The sequence below is a fragment of the Ruegeria sp. BE3 genome (assembly GCF_056538865.1).
The window spans coordinates 193,461-214,361 of record NZ_JBQFTW010000004.1 but is presented as its reverse complement, the minus strand read 5'-3'; the positions used below and the strand labels follow the sequence as shown (position 1 = coordinate 214,361).

At 57.5% G+C, this 20,901-nt stretch carries 19 protein-coding genes; 11 read left to right on the top strand and 8 right to left on the bottom strand.

Features of this window, described 5'->3' with window-relative positions; all coding sequences use genetic code 11:
• The first annotated feature begins 139 nt into the window (after positions 1-139).
• Together ACR0AZ_RS12415 and ACR0AZ_RS12410 are read left to right on the top strand one after the other, a co-directional pair.
• A complete protein-coding gene (locus ACR0AZ_RS12415; RefSeq protein ID WP_480470462.1) occupies positions 140-646 on the top strand; it encodes a membrane lipoprotein lipid attachment site-containing protein in 507 nt (168 codons plus the stop codon).
• A gap of 837 nt (positions 647-1,483) precedes the next feature.
• Positions 1,484-2,767 (top strand): glycosyltransferase family 4 protein, encoded by a 1,284-nt coding sequence (locus tag ACR0AZ_RS12410; protein WP_480470461.1) that lies wholly within the window; start codon positions 1,484-1,486, stop codon positions 2,765-2,767.
• A 641-nt stretch (positions 2,768-3,408) separates the two neighbouring features.
• Here the strand turns inward: ACR0AZ_RS12410 and ACR0AZ_RS12405 are convergent.
• Complete coding sequence (locus ACR0AZ_RS12405) at positions 3,409-4,146, bottom strand: Bax inhibitor-1/YccA family protein (RefSeq protein ID WP_480470460.1); 738 nt, start codon at positions 4,144-4,146, stop codon at positions 3,409-3,411.
• Between the two features lie 173 nt (positions 4,147-4,319).
• Positions 4,320-4,538, bottom strand: coding sequence for a DUF1127 domain-containing protein (locus ACR0AZ_RS12400; protein ID WP_480470459.1), 219 nt, complete (start codon positions 4,536-4,538; stop codon positions 4,320-4,322).
• Between the two features lie 127 nt (positions 4,539-4,665).
• Between ACR0AZ_RS12400 and ACR0AZ_RS12395 the strand changes: the two genes are divergently transcribed.
• Positions 4,666-5,544 carry a LysR family transcriptional regulator gene (locus ACR0AZ_RS12395; RefSeq protein WP_480470458.1) on the top strand — a complete coding sequence of 293 codons (879 nt, stop codon included), beginning with the start codon at positions 4,666-4,668 and terminating at the stop codon, positions 5,542-5,544.
• Here the strand turns inward: ACR0AZ_RS12395 and ACR0AZ_RS12390 are convergent.
• Positions 5,537-6,496 (bottom strand): NADPH:quinone oxidoreductase family protein, encoded by a 960-nt coding sequence (locus tag ACR0AZ_RS12390; protein WP_480470457.1) that lies wholly within the window; start codon positions 6,494-6,496, stop codon positions 5,537-5,539. The genes ACR0AZ_RS12395 and ACR0AZ_RS12390 overlap by 8 nt on opposite strands.
• 324 nt (positions 6,497-6,820) lie before the next feature.
• Between ACR0AZ_RS12390 and ACR0AZ_RS12385 the strand changes: the two genes are divergently transcribed.
• The 3 genes from ACR0AZ_RS12385 (at position 6,821) to ACR0AZ_RS12375 (ending at position 9,479) form a co-directional block, all read left to right on the top strand.
• Positions 6,821-7,192: a helix-turn-helix domain-containing protein gene (locus ACR0AZ_RS12385; RefSeq protein ID WP_480470456.1), complete on the top strand. Its 372-nt coding sequence runs from the start codon at positions 6,821-6,823 to the stop codon at positions 7,190-7,192.
• A gap of 45 nt (positions 7,193-7,237) precedes the next feature.
• Positions 7,238-8,029, top strand: a complete 792-nt coding sequence (hisN, locus tag ACR0AZ_RS12380; protein WP_480470455.1) for a histidinol-phosphatase — start codon at positions 7,238-7,240, stop codon at positions 8,027-8,029.
• Between the two features lie 115 nt (positions 8,030-8,144).
• Positions 8,145-9,479 carry an 8-oxoguanine deaminase gene (locus ACR0AZ_RS12375; protein WP_480667558.1) on the top strand — a complete coding sequence of 445 codons (1,335 nt, stop codon included), beginning with the start codon at positions 8,145-8,147 and terminating at the stop codon, positions 9,477-9,479.
• Positions 9,480-9,545: 66 nt separating this feature from the next.
• Here the strand turns inward: ACR0AZ_RS12375 and guaD are convergent, their stop codons facing one another.
• Positions 9,546-10,835, bottom strand: a complete 1,290-nt coding sequence (guaD, locus tag ACR0AZ_RS12370; protein ID WP_480667557.1) for a guanine deaminase — start codon at positions 10,833-10,835, stop codon at positions 9,546-9,548.
• A 138-nt stretch (positions 10,836-10,973) separates the two neighbouring features.
• Between guaD and mgtE the strand changes: the two genes are divergently transcribed.
• Complete coding sequence (mgtE, locus tag ACR0AZ_RS12365) at positions 10,974-12,368, top strand: magnesium transporter (protein WP_480667556.1); 1,395 nt, start codon at positions 10,974-10,976, stop codon at positions 12,366-12,368.
• On the top strand, positions 12,365-12,937 hold the full coding sequence (locus tag ACR0AZ_RS12360; RefSeq protein WP_480470451.1) for a 5-formyltetrahydrofolate cyclo-ligase: 573 nt from the start codon (positions 12,365-12,367) through the stop codon (positions 12,935-12,937). Before mgtE ends, ACR0AZ_RS12360 begins: the two co-directional genes overlap by 4 nt.
• Here ACR0AZ_RS12360 and ACR0AZ_RS12355 read toward each other — a convergent pair.
• Complete coding sequence (locus ACR0AZ_RS12355; RefSeq protein ID WP_480470450.1) at positions 12,934-13,773, bottom strand: 2OG-Fe(II) oxygenase; 840 nt, start codon at positions 13,771-13,773, stop codon at positions 12,934-12,936. The two genes, ACR0AZ_RS12360 and ACR0AZ_RS12355, sit on opposite strands and share 4 nt — an antisense overlap.
• A 253-nt stretch (positions 13,774-14,026) precedes the next feature.
• Between ACR0AZ_RS12355 and ACR0AZ_RS12350 the strand changes: the two genes are divergently transcribed.
• The 3 genes from ACR0AZ_RS12350 (at position 14,027) to ACR0AZ_RS12340 (ending at position 17,553) form a co-directional block, all read left to right on the top strand.
• Positions 14,027-14,839 (top strand): TIGR00282 family metallophosphoesterase, encoded by an 813-nt coding sequence (locus tag ACR0AZ_RS12350; protein WP_480470449.1) that lies wholly within the window; start codon positions 14,027-14,029, stop codon positions 14,837-14,839.
• Positions 14,840-14,930: 91 nt separating this feature from the next.
• Positions 14,931-16,709, top strand: coding sequence for an SLC13 family permease (locus ACR0AZ_RS12345; RefSeq protein WP_480470448.1), 1,779 nt, complete (start codon positions 14,931-14,933; stop codon positions 16,707-16,709).
• A gap of 97 nt (positions 16,710-16,806) precedes the next feature.
• Complete coding sequence (locus tag ACR0AZ_RS12340; RefSeq protein ID WP_480667555.1) at positions 16,807-17,553, top strand: YbaY family lipoprotein; 747 nt, start codon at positions 16,807-16,809, stop codon at positions 17,551-17,553.
• Here the strand turns inward: ACR0AZ_RS12340 and ACR0AZ_RS12335 are convergent, their stop codons facing one another.
• From ACR0AZ_RS12335 to ACR0AZ_RS12325, 3 genes are read right to left on the bottom strand one after another with little or no spacing between them, the layout of a single operon-like run.
• Complete coding sequence (locus ACR0AZ_RS12335; protein ID WP_480470446.1) at positions 17,554-19,215, bottom strand: FAD-binding dehydrogenase; 1,662 nt, start codon at positions 19,213-19,215, stop codon at positions 17,554-17,556.
• Positions 19,216-19,226: 11 nt separating this feature from the next.
• Positions 19,227-20,132, bottom strand: a complete 906-nt coding sequence (locus ACR0AZ_RS12330; RefSeq protein WP_480667554.1) for a bile acid:sodium symporter family protein — start codon at positions 20,130-20,132, stop codon at positions 19,227-19,229.
• A gap of 24 nt (positions 20,133-20,156) precedes the next feature.
• Positions 20,157-20,891, bottom strand: coding sequence for a glutamine amidotransferase (locus tag ACR0AZ_RS12325; RefSeq protein ID WP_480470444.1), 735 nt, complete (start codon positions 20,889-20,891; stop codon positions 20,157-20,159).
• Positions 20,892-20,901: the final 10 nt, after the last annotated feature.

Here is a 20,901-nt window from a genome sequence, read left to right as displayed (position 1 = left end):
GTCCTTTTTTTGTTGTAGGCGCTCAGAAAGGGCGTTGCAGGGGCGCATCAGCATTTTCAGTGTTCTGATCCGCAGCGGCTTGCTTTTTCGCACTCGCTGCCACTAGGCTTTAGCAACCCTTTCCAAAATGTTGACCGCCATGAAAAAAATCTTGTTGCCCGCCCTTGCCGTTCTGACCCTGTCAGCCTGCGAAGACCCATTCAACCGTGAAGGCGTAGGGTTCACCGGTATTGATGGCGAGCCGCGCACGATCTCTGAGGTCGAAGGCGCGGCGGCTTTTGTGCCTCAAGCGACCAATATCCCCGCGGAACTGGCCGAACTGCCGACCGTTCGCGTGGCCTCGAATGAAACAGACCCGAACAAACTGGCGCGTGTCGCGATCGACAACGGTGGCCGGACTGACACGACCGCAGTTCCGCTTTCGGGTCAAAGCACCAATCTGTTGCTCAGCACCGTCGAAGTGAACAGCACCCTCTATGCCGTATTGCGCACGACCCAAGGCGACACGCGGGTCGACAATTCTATTGGTGCAGCATTCGGCGAACAAACCGAACGCTTTACCGGCTGCTTGCCCGCTGGCGACGTTTTCCGCAAAGGCTCTTCCGAGCGTAGTTCGGGCTTTGCGGTGCCGCTGAATTGCAGCTAAATCAGAAAGACCCCAATCAAGCTAAACCCCCGCCAGTACGGCGGGGGTTTTTCGTTATACACCACTGTTCCGCCATTCAGCAAAGGTCATGACCGTGCGCAAACCTGCGCTGGTCATGAGCGCTGCAAATGCAGTGTTGAAGGTGCTTTAGAGGTGTCCGACGTTAGTCGGCAGAAGACGTTGACGCCTGAGAACGCCAAGCTGAAAGGTTCGAAGCGACCGGCGCCCAAATGGGTAGTGCAACTGTTCGCAATGGGAATGAACTCCATCAGAACCTCTACTCGTTATGAATGAGGGGGCATCAGGGGACAGGCGTCAGTTTAGGTGCCCTTTTTCCGAGGCTAATACAAAACACCTGTGTTTTGTTGTTGCATGCTGAGCGGTCGTTTGTCCTTATTTCTCTGCAACCTGTTCGCACTCAATCTCAGTAGATGAACCCTATTAGTATCATTTAGCGGAATTAGTAGTGTATTGGTGCGATTTGGTTTGTTCCGTTGGGATTCTGTCTGATGGGAAATTGCACAGGTTGATATCCGCACGTTTCGCTATGCCTTCGTATGGTAGGCTTGATTTATTGGAAATTCCATGTTTGACGGCCCCTAAGCACCGAGCGCCAGTGTAGTCGATCAAAATGAACCTGCAGTACGTGGTGTGGAAGCAGTAGACGGGATACGAACAAACTCTTCGAGAGGGTTAGATCGCGCTGATAGGCAGGTACGACGACAGCCACCTGTTCTTGGGGTACGCTTCGGAGTATTAGAAAATGCAACTCAAAATGCTCATGAACTTCGATCCGCCCAAACATGATGGCGATAGACCGGATAGGCAAAATGACACATGGCTGATCACACTTCAAAGTTGATAGCTGGCGAACAACAAGATCCTGCAAATAGAACTGAAAACTATAAAATGAAAACCTTGGATTTACCTGCGCACTATATTGCACTTGATGATTTTGGAGGATTGCAGACCCTATACGCAGGTTTTGCAGAAGCGGTCGCTGCTAGAGGGCATCAAATATGCACCGTCAACAGAGCAAAAACGCGACCCCTTGCTCATTTCGCCACATCGCTGGAGCAGATTGGCGTAGAAGTGCAGTCTCCGCAAACCTATCGCGTTGCTAACATTCTGCCAACCTCGATGCCAAGGACACGTAATCGCGTTCAGCGGACGCTGTTGAATAAACTGATCGGTCGCTCAAATCTCGATCACGTAGTGTGTTGGAACGCCCCGCCCGATCCATATATGAGGTCGAGAAACCGAAAGTTCGCTTTTTATGATCACGGCTTCTCTTCGATAAGAATAGTGAACACATGGCGACAGCAACAGCTGGCTAGAATGAATGGAATCATCAGCGTTTCTGAAGCCAATAAGTATCTACTCGAAAATTTATGGCAGTATGAAGGCAGGATTCATGTGGTTTGTAACCCTGTGCGTCAGGCGATCGCCGATCGCATCCTGAACAAAAAGAAGACGCCAATAAATGATATTCGAATTACATGCGCAGCGCGTCTGGTCTCTTTCAAAGGGTTCGCGAGCTTGGTCCACGCGACGGCCGATCTGTTAGATCAAGGTTATCCTGTTAAACTCACGATCGCTGGTGATGGGCCCGAAACTTCAATACTCAAGAAAACGGCGCAAAGATTGTTGCCAGATGACAAGGTAATATTTCTTGGTCTGGTGAAGGATATGGGCGCATTGCTCGATGAGACCGATATTTTCGTCGCACCGTCGCTCCGTGAGCCTTTTGGCCTTTCTCCTCTTGAGGCGTTGGCCTCGGGCATCCCGACGGTTCTATCGAACATTGATGGTCATCCGGAGATTTTGCCTTTTGACGGTGCGGCAACGCTTGTAGAGCCAACATTGTCGCTCAGTGAATATGCTCAACTCGGATCGACAAACGCGAAAATGCCGAAATACGTCTATTTTCCATCAAGTCGATCAATCGCAGAACCAAAGGCGCTTGCGCCAGATTTACTTGCAGCGGCGTTGGCGCAAGTGATTGAATCGTACCCGGATCACGCCAATACTGCATTCGAAGCAGCACGACAGATACGTCATGACTGCAGCATCGAGAAGTATACGGATAAACTTTTGCGGATTTTTAAAGAGATCTTTTAAGATTTGTATCAAGGTGACACGCTCTATTTGTAAGAGCGCTGAAAACGATTTGCATCACGTTTCCAATCTGTCTCAATGTGCTTCGGAAGATTGTTAGGGGTTAGGGGCAAATTTTCGTTGCAGATGGATATAGTAGCCGCACATTTGATGACAGCAGACGCACGATTGCTCTTCATCTTGTGCGTAACCAGAGAGTGCCAAGTCTATTGAGTCAGCAACTACGGAAGTCTCTTAGGGCCCGAATTCTATCGGTAAAAAAAGGGAGCCCTTGGGGCGCAGCTTGGGGCGTAGGACAACGAGTGGTGACAGGAATTCGTATAGGCCTCTTATCAGACTGGATGAGTATCGCCCGATCTATGAGGAGGTACCGCGGGCATCGGCCTGACTTGCAGGACCCGGTCTAGAATTGTAGAGAGACAGATTGTGAGCTTGCAAATTTCTTTCTAGCAGTTTTTCATTCTAATGCTCCTGAGAAGATTGGCCATTTCTCAGAAAGATGAAATTATTTAGCTCAGGCTTGAAGATATCGAGCCCATCTTCTGGGATTCGTGTGCTCAGCAGAAAGTGTTTCCGGAACGAAAGAGCCTGCCGAGACTGGGTCTCGGCAGGCTCCGCCAGTCCTGAATGGGCGTGAGAGAGCTTTACTCTCTGTTCCCCAAAAGCTGCAGCAGGAACATGAACATGTTGATGAAGTCCAGATACAGGTTCAGCGCTCCCATGATGGCAGCTTTGCCCAGCCATTCCTGATCGCCCGCATGGGCCATCTGCAGGTAGGTGTTCTTGATGTTCTGCGTGTCATAGGCGGTCAGACCGGCGAAGATCAGAACACCCAGGATCGACACGGCAAACATGATGGCCGGCGATTGCAGGAACAGGTTGATGATCATTGCGACCACCAGACCAATCACGCCCATCATCAAGAATGTACCCATGCCGGACAGGTCTTTCTTGGTGACATAGCCGTAGAGTGACAGGCCTGCGAAGGCGATCGAAGTCACCAGGAAGACCTGTGCTATCGAAATGCCGGTGAAGGCAACGAAGATCCAGCTCATCGACAGGCCCATGACGGCCGCGAAAGCGTAGAAGAACAGCTGTGCGCCGGCTGCGGACAGGCGGTTGATGGCAGCGCCAAACGCAAACACCATGCCCAAGGGCGCAAACATCACGATCCAGCCCAGGATGTTCGGGCTCAACGTTACCGGATCGCGGAATACCGACAGCAATTGCGGGCTGGTGCCGACGGCCCAGGCCACTGCAAATGTGATCAGCATGCCTACGGACATGGTGCCGTAGACTTTGTTCATATGGGCGCGCAGGCCCTCATCGATCTCGGCAGCGCGCGCGCCGGACGCCGTCCGGATCGTGTCGAATTGTGCCATAAAGGGTCTCCCTCTGATATTCTGCTCTCAGCCTGCGATTGCAGGCCGGTTTCCCAGCAAATATCGGAGAGTGTGGCCCGCGTTTCAAGGGTTTTAGGCCTAAAACTCAGCAAAACTGTCAGCAAATTTGACGGCAGTGTTAAAAACGCCGCCAAATACCTGGCATTTCCGTATTAATACAGGTGCTTGTGCCAATTGTCCGGGGCATCCCAGACAGGGCGTTTCGCTTCAACCTCGGCCTGGGACCGGGTGACACCGATATCCTCGAGTGCACGATCATCCAGCTGTGCAAGCGCTCTCCGCTGTCGGGCGAGGCTGAGCAGGCTCAGTATCCGCGTACCAAACGCCGCATTCCGAACGGGGCGACGGGTTGAGATAGCTATATGGGTCATGATCTTTGCCCTTTCGTGGTTGCTTGATGAAACACTGCGCTTCAATCAATTTCCTTGATCTATATGGATCAATCTGACATATTTTGAAAATGAATGTTTATGAACTGTCACATAAGGAATCGTGAAGATGCGAAATCTGGACATCACCACCTTGCGCTCTTTCGTGGCCGTTGCTGACTACGGCGGCGTGACGCGGGCCGCCGGTTTTCTTCATTTGACGCAATCCGCCGTTTCGATGCAGCTCAAGCGTCTGGAAGAGCTGCTGGGATTAGAGCTTCTGGACCGTTCAGGCCGAACCATTGCCCTGACAGCCTCGGGTGAGCAGTTGCTGGCCTATGCCCGACGCATGATCGCATTGAATGATGAGGTGATTGGACGCCTGACGGATCAGGCCTTTGAAGGAGAGGTCACCTTGGGCGTGCCGCATGACGTCGTGCATCCATTCATTCCAAGGGTGCTGCAGCGCTTCAACGCGAGTTTTCCGCGGGTCAGCGTAAATCTCGTCACGTCGAATACGCGCCAATTGAAGGATGAGTTCGCGCGTGGGGCCTTCGATCTGATTGTCACGACCGAATCCGGGGCAGGTGAGGGGGCTGAAACGCTGCACCACATGCCGTTGCGTTGGGTCGGAGCATTGAACGGATCGGCCTGGCGGCAAAAGCCGCTGCGATTGGGGTTCTGCCGGAACTGCATTTTCCGTCCTGTCGCGACCTCGGCACTGGATGATGCCGGGATCAACTGGGATATGAGCATCGACAGCGATTCGGACCGTACGGTTGAGGCCACTGTCAGCGCCGATCTGGCCGTCGGTGTGCTGCTGGAAGGCACGCAACCCAACCATCAGGAACTGATCGACCATGGCGGCGCACTGCCGGACCTGCCGGTACAGTTCATCAACCTCTACGGGGCCGAGCGGGTGCGTGAGGAATATGTGGCCGAGCTTGCCAACCTGCTGCGCCAGAACTTCACACGCCCGAGTGCACATCCACTCAAGGCGGTTAGTTGATCCGGATCACCACTTTTCCAGTGGATTTGCGCGCGCGCAGCAACTCAAGGCCCTGTGCTGCCTCCTGCAGGGGCAGCACATGGCTGATATGAGGTTTGATCCTACCCTCTGAATGCCAGCGGAACAGCGTGTTGAAGCTGTTATGGACAACCTCGGGCCGGAAGGTCAGATACCCTCCGATATAGACACCGATCACGCTGAGGTTCTTGACCAGCAGATGGTTGGCGGGAATTTGCGGAACATCACCCCCGGCAAACCCGATCGGCAGCAGACGACCCTCGGGGTTTGTGGCGCGAAAGGCGGACTTGAACACATCTCCTCCGATCGCGTCGTAGACGACATCCGCGCCGCCAAGCGCCAGAACCCTTTCACGCAAATCTTCACCCGCGTCGATCAGATGGTCTGCTCCAGCCCGCTGTGCCACGGCCAGCTTGTCTGCGCCACGTGCCTGCGCAATCACTGTTGCCCCCATCAGCTTGCCGATCTCGACAGCGGTCAGCCCGACACCGCCCGCAGCGCCCGTCACCAACAGCGTTTCGCCCGGTTGCAGGCGTGCCCGATGATCGAGGGCAATGTGGCTTGTGCCATAAGCGATCTGTATCGCTGCGGCGTCTTCGAAACTCATGGAATCGGGGATGGGGACCGCTCTCGCGGCCTCGAATATACCTGATTCGGCAAGACCGCCCTGGCCGGAATAGACCGCAACGCGATCTCCGGGCTTCAGATTCGTCACATTGTTTCCGATTTCGTCGACAATCCCGGCGATTTCCATGCCAAGCGTAAACGGCGCATCCGGCGTGTCCTGATATGTTCCCTTTTGCATCAGCAGGTCCGCAAAGTTCAACGCGCAAGCACGGATCGAAACGCGAATATGACCCTCGGAGGGTGAGGGCAGTTCGACCTTGCACAACTGTGCAGGGGCTCCCTGGGTCTTGATATGGTATGCCAGCATCAACGCTCTCCGGGTTTTGACCGCTATAGGCGTGGGGTCGGGGCGTTTTGTCAATTCCTATCCGAAAAGCTGCGGAGATCGGAAGGCACTGTTTCTTAATTGGAAACGCATTGATCTCAAAAAACCCTACAACCACAAACCACTGTGTGCATTCCGCGACTCAACCCGCTTGAAAAAATATTCTATTGCGGCAATATTACCCTATGGTGCTGTTCGGGGGGCACGATCCGGATTAGGGAGTTCTTAAGCAGCGACCCGCTAACTTAGCGGAGACGGCTGCTGTCGCGTTTTCCCGGACAGGTGTTTGTGTAAAGGAGACTACCAATGACCCATCACGTCGATGTCCATGTGGGCAAACGCGTCCGGCATCGCCGCTGGCTGATTGGCATGACCCAGCAGCAGTTGGCGCAGCAAGTTGGTATTAAGTTTCAGCAGATCCAAAAATATGAAACAGGTGCCAACCGGATTAGCGCGTCTCGCCTTTGGGATATCGCTGAGGCATTGGATGTACCTGTCGCCTTCTTCTTTGAAGGACTGGAAGAGACTCAAAAATCGGACGCTGACAAGAAATCTGTCCCGGCTGACCTGATGGGCGATAAGGAAGCGCTCGATCTGGTGCGTTCATACTACGCCATTCCGGAAAACCAGCGCCGCCGCCTGTTTGAATTGGCCCGTGTGCTAAGCGACGTCGCCTGACACAATCGACTTGACTTCGGGGGGCTTCGGTCGCACGGGTAAACCATGCAACACACCCTACTGAGTGATCTTGATATTGCAGAAGAAATGGCCGACGCGGCGCGGACGGCCATCCTTCCTTATTTCCGCCAGACAAATCTGGAAACCGACAACAAACTCGCAGACGGGTTTGATCCGGTCACGATCGCCGATCGTGAGGCCGAGAAAGCCATGCGCGCCGTATTGGCGCGGCATTGCCCGGACGACGGTATATTCGGAGAAGAGTTTGGCCAGAGCGCCGGAACAAGCGGGCGCGTCTGGGTTCTGGACCCAATCGACGGCACGCGTGGTTTCATCAGCGGTACACCGACGTGGGGGGTATTGATCGCGCTGAGCACGGATACCGGCCCGGTCATGGGTGTGATTGATCAACCCTATATCGGCGAGCGTTTTGTCGGCGGCAACGGACATGCCTTTGTCAAAGGCCCCCTTGGCCAGACCAAACTTGGCACGCGCCCGACGCGTTCACTGGATCAGGCGATCGTTTTCACCACCTTCCCCGAAGTCGGTACTGAGGCCGAGGGCGCTGGTTTTCACGCAGTCGCCTCGCAGTCAAAACTGACGCGCTATGGCATGGATTGTTATGCTTATGCGCTTCTGGCGGCCGGGCAGATTGATCTGGTGATCGAGGCCGGATTGAACGCCTATGACATTCAGGCACCGATCGCGGTGATCGAGGCGGCAGGAGGTGTCGTCACCGACTGGCAAGGTAATCCGGCCCATGAAGGTGGGCGTGCGCTGGCTGCGGCCACCCCCGAACTCCATGCCGTTGCTCTGGATATCTTGCGCAACCACTGAAACGGGTTGCCGCATGATCGCGGCGACCGTATGCTAAACACGGCTGGTTCTTGCGCCCGTTTTCCACCAGCCCGGCACTTCACGCATGAGACGGGCTTATGCGGGAGTGCAAAAAATGACCGAATTCCTGATCCGAAACGCCGATGTCATCGTGACGATGGATAATACGCGGCAAGAGCTCGCGAACGCCGATCTGTTGGTCCGAGACGGGCAGATTGCCGACATCGGCCATGGGTTGACCACCAGCGGAGAGATCCACGATGGGTCCGGCTGCGTGGTGACACCCGGCTTGGTGAACACTCACCACCATCTCTATCAAACTCTCACGCGCGCGGTGCCGGGCGGGCAGGATGCGCTGTTGTTCGGCTGGCTGCAAACGCTCTACCCGATCTGGTCTCGGTTTGGCCCGGAAGAGATGTTCGTCTCCACCCAGATCGGCCTCGCAGAGCTCGCGTTGTCGGGCTGCACGCTCAGCTCTGACCACCTCTACCTCTATCCGAACGGCGCGCGGCTTGAAGACACGATTCACGCCGCAGCTGAACTGGGCCTGCGCTTCCACCCGACGCGTGGCGCGATGAGTATCGGTGAAAGCGATGGGGGCCTGCCGCCCGATGCCCTGGTCGAGGCGGAAACAGCCATCCTCGACGACATGACCCGTGTCGTGGATGCCTTTCATGACCCTTCCGAGGGATCAATGTGCCGTGTCGGCCTCGCCCCATGCTCTCCATTCTCAGTCAGTCGCGAACTGATGCGCGATGCGGCTCTGCTGGCCCGAGACAAGGGCGTGATGTTGCACACGCATCTGGCCGAAAACGACGAAGATATTGCCTATTCGCAAGCCCAATTTGGCTGCCGCCCCGGCCAGTATGCCGAAGACCTCGGCTGGACGGGTTCGGACGTGTGGCATGCCCATTGCGTCAAATTGGACAAGGCCGAGATCGATCTCTTCGCCCGCACCAGAACTGGGATCGCTCACTGCCCGTGTTCAAACTGCCGCCTTGGTTCAGGCATTGCCCCGGTTCGTGCTATGCGTGATCGTGGCGTTCCGGTCGGCCTCGGGGTCGATGGATCAGCCAGCAATGACAGCAGTAATCTGGTTTCTGAGGCGCGTCTGGCCATGTTGCTGCAACGGGTCGCGAATGGGGCTGATGCAATGTCTGCGCGCGAAGCGCTTGAGATTGCCACGCGTGGTGGGGCGGATGTGCTGAATCGTACGGATTGCGGTCGCCTTATGCAGGGCAAACGGGCCGATATCGCCATCTGGGATGTCTCCGGCATCGAAAGCGCCGGCAACTGGGATCCTGCTGCCTTGCTGCTTGCAGGACCAACGCGCGTCAAACACCTCTTCGTCGAAGGCCGGCAGATTGTCCGGGACAGTCAGATCATCACCATCGATCTGCCCAAAGCCATTGAAACCCAAAACCGCCTCGCCCGCGCTCTGATCGACTAGCGGATCCGCCCTACATCTGGCCAAAAAATATCCCCGCCGGAGGCATGCGCCACAGGCGCATCCCTCTCACGCTTGCACCTTTGAGCCACCGATCCAGATATCCGCCACCGCCCGATCATCGCCCATCATGATCGTGGGAAACACCGCCTCCCACAGATCATCTGCGTGTGCTTCACGCTGCGCAATCGCCGGGGTCGAGGCAAGGTCGAGGATAACCAGATCCGCCTCCATTCCGGTTGCAACGTTGCCGATACAATCGTCCATATGCAATGTCCGCGCCGACCCCACGGTTCCCAACCACAACAGTTGCGCCGGATGCAGCGGAGCGCCCCGCAGCTGTCCGATCTCGTAGGCGGCTGCCATGGTCCGCAACATCGAAAAGCTGGACCCGCCACCGGTATCCGTGGCCAGTCCCACACGATGTCCTTCACGCATCAGGCCCTCCATATCGAACAGCCCGGAGCCAATAAACGTGTTCGAGGTCGGGCAATGAATTAGCGCCGCTTCCATTTCGTGCAGCCGATCCCGCTCTCGTTGTTCCAGGTGGATGACATGGCCATAAAGGCCATTTTTCCGCAGCAGACCAAACTGCTCATAGGTATCCAGATAATCCCGCGCGTCGGGGAAGAGGGATCGGACCCACTCGATCTCATCTGTCTGTTCACACAAATGGGTCTGCATCAGACAATGCGGATATTCACCCCACAGCGCCCCCATGGCCTCAAGCTGTTCCGGTGTCGACGTGGGTGAAAAGCGCGGCGTGATGGCGTAAGAAAGCCGATCGATCCCGTGCCATTTCTCCAACAAGGCTTGCGACTGATCATAGGCTGTCTGGGCCGTGTCGCGCAGACGCTCGGGGGCATTGCGGTCCATGCAGGTCTTGCCTGCCACAACCCGCTGACCGCGCGCCTGAGCTGCCGTGAAGAACGCATCGACGCTTTCAGGGTGAATCGTGCAGAAGCTGCACATCGTCGTTGTGCCATGCGCGGTTGTCAGGTCCAGATATCGGTTGGCAATCTCCGATGCATAGGCCAGGTCACCAAACTTCATCTCCTCGGGGAAGGTATAGCTGTTCAGCCAATCGATCAGGCGCTTACCCCAACTGGCGATCATCGCGGTCTGAGGGTAATGCACATGCGGATCGACGAATCCTGCCATGATCAGATGGCGGCCATAGTCCTTGATCGCCGCCTCAGGATGCGCTCGCGTCAGGTCCGACGCCGTGCCAAGCGCTGCGATGCGCCCGTCTTCGATCACCAAGGCCTCGTGTATTACCGCCGCCTCGGTAGGCTCGCCTTCGAATGGCGATCCATTGAAGCTGAGTACGCGCCCTTTCAAAAGCGTCTTTTGCGCCATTTTCCCTGTTCTCCGCCCGTTTGGGATCGCTCGGCAGCATAGGGGTGCAAAAGATGTGGGTAAATCCAAGCATTGTCATTGTTTTCCGGTAGCTGCTTCTTCTATCTAGAAGCAATCGCGCGGAATGAGGGGCAGAGCATGACCACAGGCATTGACGAAGCCGGACAAGATCAGCCGCGGGATGAGGATGCCTATGCGCTGGACAGGCGAACTGTCGCGGCCATTCTTTATGCCGTGGATGTCGAGGATCGCGACAAGCTGATCGAGCTGATGGAGCCGCTGCACCCGGCTGACATTGCTGACCTTCTTGAGCAGATCAACCCCTATGACCGGACCCGGCTAATCCGTCTTTATGATAAGGAATTCGACGGCGATATCCTGTCAGAACTGGATGAATCTGTTCGGGAGGAGGTCATTGCCGTTCTAAAGCCGGACGTGCTGGCCGAAGCCGTGCGGGACATGGAAAGCGACGATGTCGTCGATCTGCTGGAGGATCTCGAAGAGCCGCAGCAGGAAACCATTCTGGATGCGCTGGAGGATTCCGAGCGGATCGCGGCCGAGCAGGCACTCTCTTACCCGGAAAACTCGGCGGGCCGCCTCATGCAGCGCGAGGTCGTCATGGCCCCCGAACATTGGACGGTGGGGCAGGCGATCGATTTCATGCGTGCAAACGACGATCTGCCTGAGCAGTTCTATTACGTGATCCTGGTCGACCCGCGCCTCAAACCCGTTGCGCAGGTGTCTCTTGGCAAACTGATGGCAACCCGGCGCGAAATTCCTCTGCATGATATCGCCGACGAGGAACTGCATACGATCCCTGTCGATCAGGATGAAGAAGATGTCGCCTATGCCTTTAATCAATACCACCTGATCTCGGCCCCGGTGGTGGATGCCGACGGGCGTTTGGTCGGGGTGATCACCATCGATGACGCGATGGTGGTTCTGGATGAGGAATACGAAGAAGACATGTTGCGCCTCGCCGGTGTGTCTGACGAAAGCTCGATCTCGGATAGTGTTGCCGCAACCAGTAGGCGGCGGTTGCCATGGCTGGGTGTCAATCTGGTCACTGCGATCTGCGGATCTCTGGTGATTTCACAGTTCGAGGCGGCGATTGACCAGTTGGTGGCGCTGGCGATTCTGATGCCCATCGTGGCGTCGATGGGCGGGAACGCGGGCACGCAATCGCTGACGGTCGCGGTGCGCGCGCTGGCAACACGCGACCTGACGGGCTCGAACGTGGGCCGGGTTATCCGGAGGGAACTGCTGGTCGGAATGCTGAACGGGCTGTGCTTTGCCATTGTACTGGGCACGGTAGGGATGATGTGGTTCGATTCTCCATTGCTGGGTGTCGTGATCGGGTCGGCCTTGGTCGTGAACATGATCATCGCAGGCTTAGCGGGTACGGTAGTACCGGTGGTGCTGGATCGTCTGGGCGTTGACCCGGCGCTGGCGTCCGGGACCTTTGTGACCACCACAACGGATGTCATGGGGTTCTTCATCTTCCTGGGGCTGGCCAGCATGGTGCTACTGTGACCGAAACGACCGATCTGACCGAAATCAAAGCTGCCGCCCGGAAAGCGGCCTTTGCCCGCCGCAAGGCTGCTTTTAACGCGCGGCCTCCCGGCGCAGCGGGCCGCCTGTCCGAGGTTCTGGCCGGGCACCGTGGCGTTCCCATTTCCGGCTACATGCCCATCCGCACCGAGATTGATCCGCTACCCGCCATGGCCGAAGCCGCTGCTTATGGCCCGGTTGGTGTGCCGGTTATTCAGGCCGCAGGCCAACCGCTGCGTTTTTCGCGCTGGACGCCTGAAGGGGCTTTGAAAGACGGACCGTTCGGCGCCAAGGTGCCCGAGATCGACGATTATTTCGACCCCGAGATCCTGATCGTGCCGCTGGTGGCCTTCGACGCAAAGGGTGGTCGACTGGGCTATGGCGGAGGGTTCTATGATCGTACACTGGAAGGCCTGCGCGCTATACGCCCGACGCTGGCCATCGGGTTCGCCTTCGACGCGCAGGAAGACGACGGTCTGCCGCTGGAGCCGACAGATCAGCCGCTTGACATGGTGATCACGGAAAGTCGTGTGCTGAGCTTTCGCTCTTAGAACCCAAGTTTATAAAGTCGCCCGGCTACTTTCCGGTGAATGACCGGTGGCAGAATATCTTCTAGCAGAGCACGCCGCGCGACTTGCCGGTCTGGCTTGTCGGCGGTGCCGGGGCGCGGCTTGAACAGCGTCGTATGAGACTTGCGAGAACTGTCCCAGGTCGCGGTGTAGTAGTACAGCGCGATGGACTTGCGGGGCTCGCCATCCGGGTGGTTCACGGTTTCAGGGTTGCCGTGCCAGCTGGTCGAACTGGTGTTGAAAATGCACATACGGTTGAACTGCGGCACAAACCCCGCGACTTTCGCTGACATGTCCTCGTTCCAGACCTCGAACGAGCCGCCATATTCCTCGCGCCAATCCTTGTTCAGATAGATCAGCATGTTCACACGGCGCTCAAGGTTCAGTCCGGCATGGTGGTTGAAATCCGCGTGAATATCGAGGTGCCCGCCATTCGACACGACGTGGATACCGCCGCCTGCAAAATAGGGGTCCGGGATCAGCCCTTTGATGCCAGTCAACTCTTCAAGGAACGCAAGAACGGGGCGTGAGTTCAACGCATAGAACAGCTGCCGCGTATAGGGCGGCAAGCGGTTGGGCTGATAGCTGGTTTTCAGTTTCTCCTGCGCGCGGTCAAAGCTGGTTTCGGCCTCGGGCAATTGCTCAAGATCCTCAAGCACACGCTCCAGAATGGCAGGGTCGAGGAAATTGTCGTAACCGCCATAGGGAAACGGCGTCTTCGACTGATAATCTTCAGAGATACTCTGCGCTGCAGCCCGTGCGTCTTTAGTGGGCAGCAGGAGGGTTTCAGGATCAAGGGCAAGGACAGGAGAAGACATAACACGAGACCTAACAATAAATTAAAACACCGCTTTCTCCGCGAATTTTGCCGTCGACACAAGTCGAGTGTCAACCGTTTCAGCTGCGTCGAACTGTTCCAACCAGTGGTCAGCGGATAATAGTGAACAATTCCAGCTTCCAAGGCGCCATTGTTCGCTCGGATTTTGATGGGTGCCGGAACTAAGTGCCTCAGGCTCGGGGTCGTGTGGGAACCGCTTGCGCTTGCAGGATGCCGGACTTAGGACAGTCTGCATGAAGATACTCTTTTTGGGCGACGTGATGGGGCGCGCGGGACGCGCCGCCATACAGCAGCATCTGCCACGTCTGCGAGACGAATGGCGGCTGGATTTCGTTGTGGTCAATGGCGAGAACGCCTCGAACGGGATGGGGCTGACCGGCGATCACGCCAAATTGTTGCTGGATGCGGGGGCAGACTGTATTACGCTGGGCGATCACGCGTTTGATCAGAAAGATATGCTGCAGTTCATCGAGAAAGAATCGCGCATCGTGCGGCCGGTGAATTTTGCCAAAGGTGCACCGGGGCGGGGGCATCGGTTGTATACGGCACCGGGCGGACGCAAGGTGTTGGTGGTTCAGGTGCTGGGTCAGGTTTTCATGAAACGACCCTTTGACGATCCGTTTTCGGGGGTTGAGCCGATCCTGAAGTCGCACCCGCGCGGCGGGCAGGCCGATGCCATCATCGTGGATATGCATTGCGAGGCGACATCCGAGAAGATGGCGATGGGCCATTATTGCGACGGGCGGGTCAGCCTGGTGGTGGGGACGCATACACATGTGCCCACAGCGGACGCTCAGATCCTGCCGGGCGGCACCGCGTATCTCACCGACGCGGGGATGTGTGGGGATTATGACTCGGTGATCGGAATGGACAAGCAAGAACCGATGCGCCGTTTCATCACCGGAATGCCCAAAGCCCGGTTCACGCCTGCGAATGGCGAGGCGACGCTGAGCGGTGTATTTGTCGAAACCGACGATCGCGACGGGCGCGCAAAATCTGTGCAGATGGTCCGCGTGGGCGGGCGGTTGCAGCAGGCGGGCCTCTGAGAACCATGTCAGGCTTGCTCTGACGCACGCAATGCGTGAAACTGGCTGTCAGGCGCGTATGCCAGGCCAGGGTTCGGACAGAATACCAAGAATGCAATTCCTTCAACTGACAGAAACAGGCAGCGCGGTCTTGGCGCTGATAATCGTTGCGGGCATGTTCGTCATGTTCCTGCGCGAGATCTATCCGACCGAAGTCGTCGCTATCGGCGGAGCTGCGTTAATGCTGGCCACCGGCATTCTGCCCTATCAAAGTGCCTTGGCGGTGCTGTCCAACCCTGCGCCGTGGACGATTGCGGCGATGTTCATCATCATGGGTGCCTTGGTGCGTACCGGTGCCCTCGATGCTTTCACTTCGGTCGCCCAGAAGCAGGCACAGGTCAATCCGCGTATCGCCATCGGTTTGCTGATGGGCTTTGTCGTCGTCGCTTCGGCTGTGGTGTCGAACACGCCTGTTGTTGTGGTGATGATTCCGGTCTTCATTCAGATCGCACGGACCTTGGATGTTCCGGCGTCCAAGCTGCTGATCCCGCTCAGCTATGCGGCGATTCTTGGCGGCACACTGACGCTGATCGGTACCTCGACCAATCTACTGGTCGATGGTGTGGCCCGCGCGCAGGGCATGACCGCCTTCACCATCTTCGAGGTGACGCCGCTGGGCATTGCCCTCGTCATCTATGGCATGATCTACCTGCGTTTCATCGCGCCGCGACTGCTGCCCGACCGCGACAGCATGGCCGAGATGCTGAGCGACCGGTCCAAGATGAAGTTCTTCACCGAGGCCGTGATCCCCCCCGAAAGTAACCTGATCGGACGCGAGGTTACCGGGGTGCAATTGTTCAAGCGTCCCGGCGTGCGCCTGATCGACGTGATCCGAGGCGACGAGTCGCTGCGGCGCAACCTCAAGGGGGTTGAGTTGCGGGTGGGCGACCGGGTGGTTCTGCGCACCGAAATGACCGAGCTTCTGAGCTTGCAGACCAATAAGGAACTCAAACGGGTCGATCAGGTTTCGGCGGTTGAAACCAAGACGGTTGAGGTGCTGATCACGCCCGGATGCCGGATGGTCGGGCGCACGCTGGGTGCCATGCGGCTGCGCCGTCGCTATGGCGTTTATGTGCTGGCGGTGCATCGCAGGAACCAGAATATCGGGCGTCAGTTGGATGATCTGACCGTGCGCGTCGGCGATACACTTCTGCTTGAAGGCTCGCCCGCCGATATCCAGAAACTGGCCGCCGATATGGATATGGTCGACGTCACCCAACCGTCGGCGCGCGCGTTCCGGCGCAGTCATGCCCCGATTGCCATCGGAGCACTTGTCGGGATCGTCGCGCTGGCTGGGCTGGGGATTGCGCCGATCCTGGCCTTGTCAATAATCGCGGTTGCCGTTGTTCTGCTGACCCGGTGTATCGATGCCGACGAGGCGTTTTCATTTGTCGAAGGCCGCCTGCTGGCGCTGATCTTTGCGATGCTGGCCATTGGCGCTGCGCTGGATAAGTCGGGCGCGGTATCGCTGATTGTCGAAGCCATCGCCCCGGCCTTGGGCATGCTGCCGCCTTTCCTGATCATCTGGGCGGTGTATTTGCTGACTTCGGTCCTGACCGAGCTGGTGTCGAACAACGCGGTCGCTGTGGTCGTCACTCCCATCGCGATCTCTCTGGCGCAGGCCGTGGGGATCGATCCACGCCCGCTTGTTGTGGCGGTGATGGTCGCGGCTTCGGCCTCGTTTGCGACGCCCATCGGCTACCAGACCAACATGATGGTGTATGGTCCCGGCGGGTACCGGTTTACCGACTTCCTCAAGGTTGGTGTACCACTGAACCTGACGGTGGGCCTGCTGGCTTCGCTGCTGATTCCGTTCATCTGGCCGCTATAAGACCGGCGCGGAATCGCCGACCTGGATGCGCCGGGTCTTGTAAATGACGATCCGGTCACAATCTTTTCGATAACGACCTACGCGAAAGGATGGGATCATGCCTTTTCCAAAACTCGGACAAGCCATCGTGGTTGGTGCAGTCCTATTGGCCCTGCTGGGCAGTCAAAGCCATGCCGGAACGGTGACCGGTTCCGCTACATATCGCGAACGGATCGCCGTGCCGGAAGATGCGACGCTGTATGTGGAGTTGCAGGATATCTCGTTGGCGGATGCGCCGGCGGTCACTCTGGCGGCACAACGTTATGCTTTGACCGGGGTGCCGACCGAGTTTGAGCTGAGTTTCGATGACGCGCTGATCCGGGATGGCATGACCTATGCGGTGAGCGGGTCGATTTATCGGGGCGATGAGTTGTTGTTTATCACCGATACGGTCCACCCGGTGTTGACCAACGGGGCCGGGGACGAGACCGATCTTGTATTGGTGCAGGTCGGCGGTCTGGGCGCGGCGGCTTTGGAAGATACGAGCTGGACCGCAATCGGCATCAACGGTGCCACTATTGATGTCGAGCGCCCGCCGCAGCTGTCATTCGGGCAAGGTGGCTCATTCAGCGGTTTCGGAGGTTGCAATCGATTTACGGGGCAAGCTGAGATATCCGGGGAGCATCTGGAGTTTCCAGACAACATTGCGGCAACCCTGATGGCTTGCCCGCCCGCGCTGGAAGAGGTCGAGGATCAGTTTTTTGCCGCGTTGCAGGGTGTCACGACCTATGCCGTTGCGGGCAACAGCCTTGTCCTGCTCGATTCCGCGGGTGAGCCGGTTTTGAAGTTCTTCCACACACCGTAATCAGGCAACGGCGCGGGATCGTCCTGCATTGCGGCCCGAGAAGATGCAGCCACCAAGGAACGTGCCCTCCAGCGCGTTGTATCCGTGATAGCCTCCGCCGCCGAAGCCTGCGACTTCTCCCGCCGCGAACAGGCCGGGGACAACTTGACCGTCTGCACCGATCATCTGACTGTCTAGGTTGGTCTGCAACCCACCGAGCGTTTTGCGGGTCAGCACGTGCAGTTTGACCGCGATCAATGGGCCGTTTGACGGATCAAGGAATTTATGCGGTTTGGCTGTGCGGATCAGCTTGTCGCCCCGATAGTTCCGCGCCGCGAGGATCGCCATCATCTGAGCGTCCTTCGAGAACGGGTTGTCGACCTGAGAATCCCGCGCCTCGATCTGGGCCCGCAGATGGGTCTCGTCAATCAGACCTCCGCCAAGCTGGTTCATGCCGGTGACCAATTCGGTCAGCGTGTTGGCAACGATGAAATCCTCGCCTTTTTCCTTGAACGCCTCGACCGGAGCTGTGGCCTTTGAACCAGACAGGATGCGCTGACGGATTACCTCTTTCCAGCTGCCCGAAGTGAAATCGGGATTCTGCTCGGACCCTGACAGTGCGAATTCCTTCTTGATGATCTTTTGCGTCAGGATAAACCAGCTGTATTCATAACCAGTTTTCAGGATTTCACGCAGCGTCCCGAGCGTATCGAACCCCGGCAGACAGGGCGGTTGCAGGCGATTGCCGCGCGCGTCGAACCACATGGAGCTTGGGCCAGGCAGGATGCGAATGCCATGCGCGGGCCAGATCGGATCCCAATTGCGCACGCCTTCGGTGTAGTGCCACATCCGGTCGCCGTTGATGACGTGCCCGCCAGCCTTTTCGGTGATCGGGATCATCCGACCATCCACGTGGAACGGAACGCCCGCCACCATATCCTTCGGTGGTTCCCCCAGTCGGTCGCGCGGCCAGTTCTTGCGCACCATCTCAAAGTTACCGCCAATGCCGCCCGAGGTGACGATGACCGAGGGGGCATAGACCTCGAACTCGCCCACCTCATCGCGGTTGGTTTTACCGCCGCGCTGGGCGGAGTCGTTGGCCAGAACTTCTCCGGACACGCCTTTGGCACAGCCGTTCTGCATGATGATGTGGCTGACCTGATGGCGGAATTTCATCTGGATCAGCCCGGCGCTGACATGCTCCTGCACACGACGAATGAAATGCTCCAGCACGCCCGGCCCGGTGCCCCACGTGATGTGAAAGCGCGGAACCGAGTTGCCATGCCCGTCGGCATAAGACCCGCCGCGTTCGGCCCAGCCAACGACAGGAAACCAACGCAAGCCCATCTCATGCAGCCACGGGCGCATCTCTCCGGCGGCAAACTCGACATAGGCCCGCGCCCATTTGCGCGGCCAGGCGTCCTCATCCCGGTCAAATTGCGCGCTGCCCATCCAGTCACGCAGCGCCAGATCGTGGCTGTCGCGGATGCCCATACGGCGTTGTTCAGGGGTGTCGACCATGAACAGGCCACCGAGGCTCCAGAACGCTTGCCCGCCGAGGAAATGTTCGGGCTCCTGATCCACGATGATCACGCGCTTGCCACGATCCCCCAGTTCCGCCGCGGCTGCCAGACCGGCAAGGCCGGCTCCGACCACAATCGCGTCTGCTGTGTTGTTGGTCATCGGATCTCCTTTCAGCGGTTGCGGAACCAGAGGATGAAGGGGGTTACCACCACGTACATGGTGATTCCGTAGACGGCCGCAGGCACGGCCAGAGGGCTGAATCCCGTTGTGGTGCCTGTGATCAGTGCCGCCAAAGTAATCCCCATAGCCGAATTCTGAATGCCTGTTTCGACCGAGATGGTTTTCGCCTCATCCCATGTCAGCTTGGCGATCCGCGCCAGCCCAAGTCCAATAAGCAACAGCGTGATATTCAGCGCGATCAACGCAGTTCCGATAGAGCTGAGGTTCTGAATGAAGAACTGCCAATTCCCGGCCAGCGCAGCCAAAACGATCAGCACGAACAGGATCGAGGCAAGCGTCGAAAGAGGGTTGTCGATCCGAACTGCGAACGCTCTGGCAAAGTGGCGAATGCTGACGCCTATCGCGACAGGCAACGTTGTGATCAGGAACAATGCGGTAGCAAGGGCGCCAATGGATACTTCCGGGGCTGTCTCACCCATGAAGTAATCGATGGACCATGCGGCCAGGATAGGAACTGTCAGGATCGACAACAGACTGATCACAGCTGTCAGGCTGACAGATAGCGCAACGTCGCCTTTGGCAAACTTTGCGAGGATGTTACTGGTTACGCCGCCGGGGCAAAAGCTTAGAAGCATCACGCCCACGGCGATCTCAGCGGGTAGCCCGAACATCGTGACAGTTGTGAAGGCAGCCAGTGGTATCAATACAACCTGACTGATCGCACCGATGGCGAATGGGTATCCGCGGGTGAGAACGCGTCGGAAATCGGCGGCCTCAAGCCCGATCCCCAGCGACAACATGATAATGGCCAGCGAAAGCGGCAGGCCAACATTTATTAGCAAGTCCAAGAACAACTCCTCCCAAAGCCGTTCGGGCCAGCCTATGCGAGGGGGCATGAATCAGGCAACCACGCCGTTAAGTCACCCGTAGCGTTGAGCGAACCGGCGCAGGATTTCACCCGGCTGAGTCACGTCAGCGGCATGGCACATATCGATCAGACCCTGCGCATCTTCAGGCGGGAAATAGCCATGATCTTTGTAGATATGGATGCGCTGTTCAAAATCCCTGGCATCCGCTTCGGGGTGGAACTGGGTGGCATAGACATTCTGACCCCATCGGATCATCTGAATCGGGCAAGGGTCCGAGGCCACAAGATGCACGCAACCGTCCGGCAGGGATTGCACCGCCTCTTTATGACCAACAAATGCTTCGAATTCCGACTGCAGGCCTGCGGTCAGGGGGTCCTGCGCACCATCGTCGGTCAGGCGGCAATCCGATGGTCCGACCGGTTCGCCATATTGCCGTTTGCTGACATCGCCTCCCAGATGCGCAGCGAGGATGCCCAGACCATAACAGCAGCCCATGAACGGATGATCCTGCGTGGTGATCTGCGGCATTAACCCCATGATCGCACCCTCGATCTTTGCATCCAGTGCGGATTTGCTGGCCGGATCGTCGCTGACACAGCCCGGACCACCGCCCACGATAACACCGGCGTAGTCGGTGACATCCAACCCCTCGGGCAGATCTTCGCAATCCAGCCGGATGCGGTGGGTTTGCGCGGGCTGAAGGCCAGTTTTGTCCAGAATCGAGGCATATTCGGCATCCGACGCATCGGTTTCCGGGCGCAGTTGCAGGATCAGAAAGCGTTTCATACGCAGCCTT

Coding starts and splice junctions, on each gene's coding strand:
- ACR0AZ_RS12415 (WP_480470462.1), top strand. CDS start 140: ATGAAAAAAATCTTGTTGCCCGCCCTTGCCGTTCTGACCCTGTCAGCC.
- ACR0AZ_RS12410 (WP_480470461.1), top strand. CDS start 1,484: ATGGCTGATCACACTTCAAAGTTGATAGCTGGCGAACAACAAGATCCT.
- ACR0AZ_RS12405 (WP_480470460.1), bottom strand. CDS start 4,146: ATGGCACAATTCGACACGATCCGGACGGCGTCCGGCGCGCGCGCTGCC.
- ACR0AZ_RS12400 (WP_480470459.1), bottom strand. CDS start 4,538: ATGACCCATATAGCTATCTCAACCCGTCGCCCCGTTCGGAATGCGGCG.
- ACR0AZ_RS12395 (WP_480470458.1), top strand. CDS start 4,666: ATGCGAAATCTGGACATCACCACCTTGCGCTCTTTCGTGGCCGTTGCT.
- ACR0AZ_RS12390 (WP_480470457.1), bottom strand. CDS start 6,496: ATGCTGGCATACCATATCAAGACCCAGGGAGCCCCTGCACAGTTGTGC.
- ACR0AZ_RS12385 (WP_480470456.1), top strand. CDS start 6,821: ATGACCCATCACGTCGATGTCCATGTGGGCAAACGCGTCCGGCATCGC.
- hisN (WP_480470455.1), top strand. CDS start 7,238: ATGCAACACACCCTACTGAGTGATCTTGATATTGCAGAAGAAATGGCC.
- ACR0AZ_RS12375 (WP_480667558.1), top strand. CDS start 8,145: ATGACCGAATTCCTGATCCGAAACGCCGATGTCATCGTGACGATGGAT.
- guaD (WP_480667557.1), bottom strand. CDS start 10,835: ATGGCGCAAAAGACGCTTTTGAAAGGGCGCGTACTCAGCTTCAATGGA.
- mgtE (WP_480667556.1), top strand. CDS start 10,974: ATGACCACAGGCATTGACGAAGCCGGACAAGATCAGCCGCGGGATGAG.
- ACR0AZ_RS12355 (WP_480470450.1), bottom strand. CDS start 13,773: ATGTCTTCTCCTGTCCTTGCCCTTGATCCTGAAACCCTCCTGCTGCCC.
- ACR0AZ_RS12350 (WP_480470449.1), top strand. CDS start 14,027: ATGAAGATACTCTTTTTGGGCGACGTGATGGGGCGCGCGGGACGCGCC.
- ACR0AZ_RS12345 (WP_480470448.1), top strand. CDS start 14,931: ATGCAATTCCTTCAACTGACAGAAACAGGCAGCGCGGTCTTGGCGCTG.
- ACR0AZ_RS12340 (WP_480667555.1), top strand. CDS start 16,807: ATGCCTTTTCCAAAACTCGGACAAGCCATCGTGGTTGGTGCAGTCCTA.
- ACR0AZ_RS12335 (WP_480470446.1), bottom strand. CDS start 19,215: ATGACCAACAACACAGCAGACGCGATTGTGGTCGGAGCCGGCCTTGCC.
- ACR0AZ_RS12330 (WP_480667554.1), bottom strand. CDS start 20,132: ATGCCCCCTCGCATAGGCTGGCCCGAACGGCTTTGGGAGGAGTTGTTC.
- ACR0AZ_RS12325 (WP_480470444.1), bottom strand. CDS start 20,891: ATGAAACGCTTTCTGATCCTGCAACTGCGCCCGGAAACCGATGCGTCG.